Source organism: Blastococcus sp. TF02A-26, assembly GCF_003319125.1.
GTDB lineage: Bacteria > Actinomycetota > Actinomycetes > Mycobacteriales > Geodermatophilaceae > Trujillonella.
The window spans coordinates 1-8,847 of record NZ_QOHG01000035.1 but is presented as its reverse complement, the minus strand read 5'-3'; the positions used below and the strand labels follow the sequence as shown (position 1 = coordinate 8,847).

Annotated in this window: 5 protein-coding genes and 2 pseudogenes; 3 read left to right on the top strand and 4 right to left on the bottom strand. The window is 70.1% G+C overall.

Annotated features, from left to right (window positions below; genetic code table 11):
• The first annotated feature begins 710 nt into the window (after positions 1-710).
• Positions 711-1,522, top strand: a protein-coding gene (locus tag DQ240_RS22875) for an IS5 family transposase (RefSeq protein ID WP_369832035.1) whose coding sequence is annotated in 2 segments (ribosomal slippage) — positions 711-1,062 and positions 1,062-1,522 — 813 coding nt in all. Because the reading frame shifts where the segments join, the coding sequence is not laid out codon by codon here.
• Between the two features lie 840 nt (positions 1,523-2,362).
• Complete coding sequence (locus tag DQ240_RS23175; protein WP_147262072.1) at positions 2,363-2,689, top strand: hypothetical protein; 327 nt, start codon at positions 2,363-2,365, stop codon at positions 2,687-2,689.
• A gap of 110 nt (positions 2,690-2,799) precedes the next feature.
• Here DQ240_RS23175 and DQ240_RS22865 read toward each other — a convergent pair whose 3' ends face one another.
• Complete coding sequence (locus DQ240_RS22865) at positions 2,800-4,989, bottom strand: SpoIIE family protein phosphatase (RefSeq protein WP_233498927.1); 2,190 nt, start codon at positions 4,987-4,989, stop codon at positions 2,800-2,802.
• A gap of 637 nt (positions 4,990-5,626) precedes the next feature.
• On the opposite strand from DQ240_RS22865, the pseudogene DQ240_RS24185 reads away from it, so the two are divergent.
• A pseudogene (locus DQ240_RS24185) lies at positions 5,627-6,778 on the top strand (IS30 family transposase); the annotation flags it as partial.
• Between the two features lie 72 nt (positions 6,779-6,850).
• Here the strand turns inward: DQ240_RS24185 and DQ240_RS24345 are convergent.
• From DQ240_RS24345 to DQ240_RS22845, 3 genes and pseudogenes are all read right to left on the bottom strand, one after another.
• On the bottom strand, positions 6,851-6,976 hold the full coding sequence (locus DQ240_RS24345) for a uroporphyrinogen decarboxylase family protein (protein WP_255410927.1): 126 nt from the start codon (positions 6,974-6,976) through the stop codon (positions 6,851-6,853).
• A gap of 88 nt (positions 6,977-7,064) precedes the next feature.
• A pseudogene (locus tag DQ240_RS22855) lies at positions 7,065-7,826 on the bottom strand (uroporphyrinogen decarboxylase); the annotation flags it as partial.
• 592 nt (positions 7,827-8,418) lie between these two features.
• Positions 8,419-8,604: a hypothetical protein gene (locus DQ240_RS22845; RefSeq protein ID WP_113842014.1), complete on the bottom strand. Its 186-nt coding sequence runs from the start codon at positions 8,602-8,604 to the stop codon at positions 8,419-8,421.
• Between the last annotated feature and the right edge of the window lie 243 nt (positions 8,605-8,847).

The following is an 8,847-nucleotide window of genomic DNA, read 5'->3' as shown; positions in this document are numbered from 1 at the left end:
GGCCGCGCTCAACCGGCCGAGTCCGTCCAAGGAGGAGGTGGCGCAACCGGCCCTGATCGCGTCATAGTCACCACACCGCTGACCCAGCACGGTGAGGACTACATCCACCACTCAGCGGGACGTCACCTTCGTTAGCCACTCCTCAAGCAGGCGGAGCTCATCCCGCCCCTTTGCGGTCAGACCTCGGTCGTCACGCATGCCACCGATCACCGGCTCGACTCGCCAGGGACTCGCCGTGCCATATCCGGTACAGCGGCGTCGCCACGAGCCCTCCGTCCTGCTCGTCCGTGGACCGCGTATGGCCGATCAGCCGACGTCGAATGGAGCACCGCATACAGCGGGGGGCTCGGGAGGCGTCGCTTGGGGAGGTCGATCAGCAGCCGGGGCGCCTCCTCAAAGGGGACGACGCCGGTGACCATTTACTCGCGGATCTCCCGGCCGCGTTGGCGCAGGAGGTCGAGGGTAGCGGCGGCCAGCGCCGTCCGGGGCCAGCCATCGGCCATGCCTCGGGCACCCGGCCGATCTGCGCGCAGACCCGCGCGAGACCGTTGTGGTGGAACCCCTCGCCGAGGCGCACCGCTGCGGCGCCGGCCTGGTAGAGGCCCAGGTCGACCACCAGCCCTGCTGCCGCAGGGGCTTTGGAGATCGTTTCTGAATGACTTCGGCGCGCCTGCGCCCGGCCTCGGCGGAGGGTGGCGACCCTCGGGGTGGTGATCGAGGACCTCGTCCCGGACCGGCTGTGGGAGCAGATCGCGCCGTTGCTGCCGGCGCCCAAGCCGCGCCGCTACCGGCATCCGGGTCGCCGGCCGGTCGATGACCGCGCGGCGCTGGCCGGGATCGTGTTCGTGCTCAAGACTGGCATCGCCTGGAACCAGCTCCCCGCCTCGCTGGTCGGCTGCTCGGGAGTGACCTGCTGGCGGCGGCTGCGGGACTGGACCGAAGCCGGCGTCTGGCCCGCCCTGCACGAGCAGCTGCTGGCCCAGCTGCGCGCCCTTGGTGAGCTGAACCTGGACGTGTGCGCGATCGACGGCTCGCACGTGCGCGCTCTCAAAGGGGGGCCCACACCGGCCCCTCGCCGGTCGACCGCGCCCGGCCTGGCTGCAAGCACCACCTGATCTGCGACGCCGGCGGCCTGCCGCTGGCGGTCAGCATCACCGGCGGCAACCGCAACGACGTCACCCAGCTGCTGCCCCTGGTCGACGCCATCCCGCCGATCCGCGGACGAGTCGGCCGGCCCCGGCGCCGCCCGAGGCAGCTGCTGGCCGATCGCGGCTACGACTACGACGTCTACCGCCGCCAGCTGCGCGACCGCGGCATCACCCCGCGGATCGCCCGCCGCGGCGTCGCGCACGGCTCCGGCCTGGGCAGACAGCGCTGGGTCGTCGAGCGCGGCTTCGCCTGGCTGCACGCCTTCAAGCGGCTACGGACCCGATACGAGCGCCGCGCCGACCTCCACCTGGGGCTCCTTCAGCTGGCCTGCGGCCTGATCTGCTTCCGGCACCTGGAGGCCATCCTGAAATGAGCTCTTAAGCGCACCGACCAACGAAGCGTCGTGCCCCCGACACTGCAGTGCGACGTCGGCGCCGGATTTGCCGGACCGTGGCGCCACCGCTCTTTCACGGCCAGCCAGGATTATCCATCGACGTCATCGACGGTCTGAAGGCCCAGGGAAGCGGCGACAGCGCGGCGCTCGGGCACCGACTCGACCAGGAGGACGTCCGTGGCCCTGCGCTGCATAGTCAGGAGCGCCGACAGCCGGAATCCGAGTCCTAGGATCGGGGGAGCCGGCCCGCGTGCAGGCATATCCAAGGTCCGCAGGTCGGGATCCCAGCCGACGTGGTGCTGCGGATCGGTCCCACGGATCAGAGCCACCTCTGTCCCGGCGCCCACTCCGGACCACTCGACGCGCCCATGCCTGCTGAGAGCCGGGCTCGAGCTCGACGTCCTCGAGCACGGACGGCCGGCCCGGCTCCAGGGCTCCGATCGACCGCACCGGGCGTGCCCGATCGGCGGCACAGGCCAGCGCATGGGTGGGCGAAGCCTCGTCATAGGGCACCCGGGGCTGGAGCACCCGGCCGGCTCAGGACGACGTCGGAGAACTCGCGGTCCGCGACGCAGATTGGGTCCCACCGGACCGGACGACGTCCTCACCGTCCGCGGTTACCACCCGGACCTCGTGATCGGCCAGGTTGCGCTCGACGATCTTCACGATCAGGCCCTCGGCGGAGGGTGGAGCGCGACGCGGTGCCATCAGCCGAGCACGGGCCGAGGAGATGCTGCCCGCCGCGCCCGAGTTGAACCGCAGCAGGGCGCTGCCCGCGGCAGGGACGCCGCCCTGGCCGTCCGAGGCAGGCCGCGCTCGGTGACCCGGCTCGGCGATCTGCGTGCGACGGCCAGCTCCGTGGCCAAGGGCTTCTCGACGAAGAACGGGATCGCACGGTCGAGCGCGGCGGCCTCCAGGGCGCCATGGGGCGAACGGGTCTCCGCAGAGCCAGACGGCGTCGGAACCCTCGCCGTCCAGGAGCGCGAGCCCGTCGGCTTGGGCGTGGGCGCCGACCCGGTCGGCCGCCTGCTGGACTCGCCCGGGTACCGGGTCGGCGACCGCCACAACCTTGACGTCGTCGAACCCTGCGACCAGTCACCGAACGATGCTTCAACGGCTGAAAGTCCGCGCGACACCGGGGCGTGAGCAGCCGCGACCGCTACCGCAGGTCCCTGCCGGAATCTCCACGCGTCCCGGCCACCCTGCTCGGACGTTCAGGACCGCGCTGGCCCAGACCGTCCTGGGCCGGTGGCAGCTTAGTTGGGCTGCGGTATGACCGGCGGAGCCACCGGCACGTTCGGTGGTATCCGGTTGGGTCCGGCCTCCGCTGGCCGCGGCTTGTCCTGCGGGTGTAGCCGCACCGCGACGATGGCGACGTCATCGTCGGGGCTCTCCGGCACCAGACGGGCCAGCAGCTCGTCGCAGAGGTCATCGAGATCGCTGCCGGCGAGCTGCTCCAAAGTGCGGTGCAGGCGGCGGAGCCCCTCGTCGAGATCCTGGTCGCGCCGTTCGACGAGACCGTCGGTGTACAGCAGCACCACCGAATCGCGGTCCAGGATCACCTCGGACTCCAAGCGATCGGTGTCGGGGCGAACGCCGAGAAGCAGATCGGCCTTCGCGGTCTGCAGAAGAGCGACGCTGCCGTTGGGATTGATCACGAACGGCGGAGGGTGCCCGGCGTTGGCCCAACGCAGCACGGTCAGCCCGCGACGCGCCTGGCTCGCGCTCTGCTCGAGACGAGCCACAACGGCGGTGGCCGCGGTCTCGACCTGAAGCGTCTCCATGACGCGGTCGGTGTGCCGGAGCAGTTCCGCCGGGCTGTAAGACTGGTCCGCACCAAGGGCCCGCAGGATGGTGCGGATCTGCCCCATGTGAGCAGCGGCCCGGGCGTCGTGGCCGACGACGTCGCCGATCGCCAGAACGGTTGCCCCGTCGGGCTCGAGGAAGGCGTCGTACCAGTCGCCGCCGACCTGGGCGGCCTGGCTGGCGGCGAGGTAGCGGACGACGACCTGGAGGTGATCGGGCTCAGGTGGGGCGGTGAACATCGACCGCTGCAGCGTCTCGGCGAGGGTCTGCTGCTGACGGAACAGCCGCGCCGCGTCCAGCGCCAGGCCGGCGCGGCCCGCGATCTGGCGGGCGATCTCGAGGTCGTCGTCGCCGAAGGGGCCGCGGTCCCTACCGTTGGCAAGCGTGAGCAGACCGACGGGACCAGAGCTGCCCGGGAGAGGGATGACGGCGACGGCTTCGGGCGCCAGTACGCTGAAAGACTCGCGGACGAGCCCGGGAGCCAGCATAGCGAGCCCGCGGGTCGTGGCGTCCCGCTCGATCAGCTGGACCTCATCGCTTTCCACCGCGCGGACGATGATCGCGTCGTCGGTCAGCGCGGTCAGGCGGTTGTGGGCGTAGGCCTCGGCGACCGGACGCATCGCGGGATCGATGTGGAAAGAGCCCGCGTTCCGCAGCCCACGTCGCGAACCGGCGCCACGCTCGTCGTCGACCAGGGTGACGACCGACCAGTCGGCCAGATCGGGCACGACCAGGCGGGCGAGGCGTTGGGCGGCTGCACCGGGGTCGAGCGTCCGGTCGAGCTGCTCGCCTATCCGGCTCAACAGCCGTTCACGGCCGGCCCGGTGCTCCACTCGTTCCTGTAGGCGGCGTCGCTCGGTGATGTCAAGAAAGTAGACCGACAGACCCTCGGCGGTAGGAACGGCGCGGACCTCGACCCAAATGTCGAGCGGCTCGGGGTAGTAGGCATCAAAGGACACCGGCTCACCGATCGCGACCGCGTGCCGATAGTGGACCTCAAACAGTGAGCCCACCGCGGCTGGAAATCGCTGCCAGACATTTTGACCGAGCAGGTCCGAACGGTGAGCCGCCAGGATGCGCTCGCCCTCGGCATTGACGCGAGTGAAAACCCAGGAGCGGTCGACGGTGAAAAAGCCGACGGCCATGTTCTCCAAGATGCGGGCGAGGCTGTCCTGCGCCTCGTGGTGGCTGGTGACATCCCACGCCGCGCCGAGAACGCGATTAGTCACCCCCCTTTCGTCGCACAGGGCTCGGCCACGGGCCGCAATCCATCGAGTACTGCCGCCAGGAAGGATGACGCGGTACTCGGCCTCGTAGTCACCGCAGGTGTCGATGGCCTGCTGCAGCAGCAAGCCGACCCGCGGCAGGTCCTCGGGGTGCAGTCGGTCGTTGAACGCCTCGATCGACCGACCGAAGGCATCCTCGTCGTAGCCAAAGAGTTGGCGCATCCGCTCGTCCCATTCGAGCAGACCGGTGGCGAGATCCCAATCGAAGGTGCCGATGCCGGCCGCAGTCGTCGCCAGGTCAAGCAGCGTCTGGCGTGCATCGGTGGGATCGACGACGTCGGTCAACTCGACTGCCTCGGGCCGGACCCGCGGCGCGGGCACACCACTTGCGATCTCTGGGCTTTGCTCAGCCACGCGTTCCCCTCCGCGGGCTCTCGCCCTCCAAGTGCCCCCGGTCGATAACAGGAACGGCACGCCGATACCGTCGTTCGCAGGCCCCGTCGAGACCAGCAGTCCAGCGGCGATCATGTTACGTCAGGGACCCTGCGTCCAGAAGCAGCGCAGCTCGGCCTGAGCGGGGCCCGCCGAAGCCGTCGCCTTGTTCGAGCGAGTCAGCTCGTGATCACGTGGCGTCGTTCCAGTTTCGCTGCGGAGAGACAGCTCGCGGCGCGCTCGACAACCCCGCCTTTCGGCAAGTCCACCGCCCGGCAGATCATCGCAACGACAATATAGTCGGCAGCCCGTTCACGGACCAACGGGCGCCTCAATTGGGAGGACGTTGGAGGTTAAATAGGCCTTCGCCCACCTCGTGCCTCGTCTAATCGCTTCCACACTTCGGTACGCAGCGGGAACTCTAGCGACCCGAGAGCGGTGACCCTTATCCGATCGCCAGGTCGCTCAAAGTAGGCGGAATCGAACCGCCTCCCGGTCGGCAACCTCAAGCCAGCGACTCGGACCGGCCTCACGGATGCCTGAGTCTTTGACCCTGTCGGCGACCAAAGTCTCGTTCCTGCGGGCCGCCCGCAAGGACATCCCAACGGAGCGCCGCCGGATGCGGAGGATCACGCTGCGGTGCGTTCAGCGAACGACGACAAAACGGGTCAGTCAGCCCGACCGGGAAGCAGCTCAGTGGCGTCGATCGCGCGCCCAGCTCGGGCGCCACCACAGCACGATCTCGCGGGAGCTGCGACGCAACGCCGCAGCTCGTGGCGGCAAGCCCGAGTACCAGGCGAGCGTGGCGCAGTGGAGGCCGCAGACCGCCGCCCGACATCCCGAGCGCGCCAAGCTTGCGGTGAACCCGCGACTGCAGCAGTACGTTCAGGAGCGGCTCAGCGGACAGCTGCAACGCTCCAACGGGAGCCGGGCGGCCGGCCTGGTGACGACGTGAAAGGGATTGAACAAGCCGCATCGCGCGGACCGGCGCTGGGCGAGGGCCTGGAGCCCAGAGCAGATCTCGCGGCGGCTGGTGGTCGACTTACTCGACGATGCCGGCATGCGCATCAGCCACGAGGCGATCTACTCAGGCGCTTCACATCCAGGGACGGGGGGCGCTCAAGCGCGAGCTGGTGGCCTGTCTGCGCACCGGGCGGGCGCTGCGCAAGCCTCGCGAACGCGCCCGGAACAAGCCGCAAGGGCGTGTCACCGCCGACGTCGTGCTCAGCGAGCGGCCGGCCGAAGCCGAGGACCGCGTGGTCCCCGGGCACTGGGAAGGCGACCTCATCATCGGGCTGAACCGGTCGGCGATCGGCACCGTCGTCGAGCGCAGCAGTCGTTACACGCTGCTGGTCCACCTACCTCGCATGCAGGGCTACGGCGCCGTCCCGCCGGTCAAGAACGGGCCCGCGCTCGGCGGCTACGGCGCCATCGCCATGAAGGACGCCCTGACCACGACGATGACCACGATGCCCGCCGACTTGCTGCGGTCGCTGACCTGGGACCGCGGCATGGAGCCCTCAGCCCATGCGTAATTGAGATCGATGCAGGTATCGCGGTCTACTTCGCCGACCCGCACTCGCCCTGGCAGCGGGGCACCAACGAGAACACCAACGGCCTGCTCCGTCAGTACTTCCCCAAGGGCACCGACCTGTCCCGCTGGGCCCAGGAGGACCTCCTCGCCGTCCAGGCCGCGATCAACAACAGGCCCCGCAAGGTCCTGAGCTGGAAGACCCCCGCCGAGGTCATCGACGAGCACCTACGCTCGCTAGATGTCCTGGCCGGTCACCGGCCCGGAGAGGTGGCCAAGCAGCTCGGTGTCAGCCGGGTCGCGGCCGGGCGGTCATCGGGCGGTGAGCTCGTGCACCAGCTCGACCACCCGGGTGAGCACGTCGGGATCGGTGTCGGGCAGCACGCCGTGCCCGAGGTTGAAGATGTGGCCGCGGGCGGCGCGGCCCTGCTCGACCACGCGGCGCACCTCGCGCTCCACGGTGTCCAGGGTCGGCGAGCAGCACGGCCGGGTCGAGGTTGCCCTGGACCGAGCGGGCCGGGCCGATCCGCCGGGCCGCCTCGTCCAGCGGGATCCGCCAGTCGACGCCGACCACGTCGGCGCCGGCGTCGCCGATCAGCGGGAGCAGCTCACCGGTGCCGACGCCGAAGTGGATCCGCGGCACGTCGCGGACGCCCTGCTCCCGGTTGCCCAGCGCGTCGAAGACGGCCCGCGAGTGCGGCAGCACCCGCTGCGCGTAGTCCGCCGCGGAGAGGACACCGGCCCAGGAGTCGAACAGCTGGACCGCGGAGGCGCCGGCGTCGACCTGCGTGCGCAGGAATGTCGCGGCCGACACCGCGAGCTTGTCCAGCAACCGCCCCCACGCCTCGGGCTCGGCGTACATGAAGGCCTTGGTGCGGGCGTGCTCCTTGGAGGGGCCGCCCTCGATGAGGTACGTGGCGAGCGTGAACGGCGCCCCGGCGAAGCCGATCAGCGGGGTCGCGCCCAGCTCGGCGACCAGCCGCCGCACCGCGGTGGCGAGGAACTCCAGCCGCTCGGGCTCCAGGTCGGGCAGCGCGTCGACGTCGGCGACCGAGCGCACCGGGCTGGCCACCACCGGGCCGACACCGGGCTTGATCTCGATGTCCACGCCCGCCACCACCAGCGGCAGGACGATGTCGGAGAAGAGGATCGCGGCGTCCACCTTGTGCCGGCGGACCGGCTGCAGGGTGATCTCGGTGACCAGGTCCGGGTCCTGGCAGGCCTCGAGCATCTTCGTGCCGGCGCGCAGCTCCCGGTACTCCGGCAGCGAGCGGCCGGCCTGCCGCATGAACCACACCGGCGTCCGGCGGACCGGCAGTCCGCGGGCCGCGCGCACCAGGTCCGAGTCGGCGGGAGTGGTCGCGGGGCCGGCAGGAGGGGGCACGACCAGCCATCCTCCCAGACCCTGTGCGGCGAGTCGGCGACGCGGAATAAGCCTTCGGCCGCGGCGGCCTTAGCAGCCGGCGAGGTGACGAAGTCCCGTCGGAAGGTGTGCTGGCCGCCAGCCGCTGCAGGAGCTCTGCGACGATCTCATCGACCGCCTGGTGCACCGCCGACCCACGACGACGTCGCGCTCGTGTCATCCGCCTGCATCGACAGGACCGTCCGCGACCGGCCGAGGCCGGCCCCAAGGTGCTGCCAGCCCCAGTCTGGACGAACCCCCGATCCCCTGAGGTAGCAATCCGGTGGGGCGGCGCCCACCGCTCGATCGCCGCCATCCAGGAGCGAGGTGAGCATTCAAGCGGCGAGCGCTGCGGTAGTGCGCTCACCGAGGCTCGCGACCGCCACCGCATCTCAGTGAAGAGCTAAGGGTAGGCACCGCAGCGTTTGGGCTCGCCGGGCGCCCGGGGACAAGGTGCCGCGACCATCGTCCCGGCACGTCACGACGTCTCGGCCGCACCGAAAGCTGCGTTCAGGTCTTCGATGTTCAGACCGAGGTGACCCAGCTCCAAGACATACTTTTCGGGGTCGATGCTGTCGGGCAGCTCGTGCTCGGCTTGCCGCGCCTTGTCTTGCTGTCCTCGCTCAATCAACAGGTCAACGACCTGGCTCTTTGGGAAGCTCACGGTGCCCGGATTCCCCGACTCGGTCGTATCAACCTTTATGCCAGAACAAGTGCGCTTCGTCCTGCCGTGGACACCCTGTGCCCTCGTGATGGACCGGTGGGCGGTCAGCCGGCGAGGGTGACGTCCCGCTGAGTGGTGGATGTAGTCCTCACCGTGCTGGGTCAGCGGTGTGGTGACTATGACGCGATCAGGGCCGGTTGCGCCACCTCCTCCTTGGACGGACTCGGCCGGTTGAGCGCGGCC